The sequence below is a fragment of the Aeromonas sp. sif2433 genome, assembly GCF_019218705.1.
GTDB classification, from domain to species: domain Bacteria; phylum Pseudomonadota; class Gammaproteobacteria; order Enterobacterales; family Aeromonadaceae; genus Aeromonas; species Aeromonas encheleia.
In genome coordinates this window covers 1-205 of the sequence record NZ_JAHUXD010000069.1, presented here as the reverse complement: position 1 = coordinate 205, position 205 = coordinate 1, and the positions used below count along the sequence as shown (strand labels likewise).

At 63.9% G+C, this 205-nt stretch carries 1 protein-coding gene; it reads left to right on the top strand.

The window, feature by feature from the left end:
* On the top strand, positions 1–205 hold a 205-nt coding region (locus KW825_RS20445), incomplete at both ends, for a VCBS domain-containing protein (protein ID WP_218330261.1).

Sequence of the window (205 nt, the reverse complement as noted above, 5' to 3'; positions counted from 1 at the left end):
AGTACCTGAAAGAGGGTGAGACCAAGGTCGAGACCTTCACCGTGCACAGTGCCGATGGCACCAGCCACGAGGTGGTCGTCACCATCACCGGCACCAACGATCTGCCGGTGATTGCCGGCGACGACCAGGGTGCGGTGACCGAGGATGCCAGCAATCCGACCCTGACCGACAGCGGCACCCTGACCCTGACCGATCTGGATGCGGG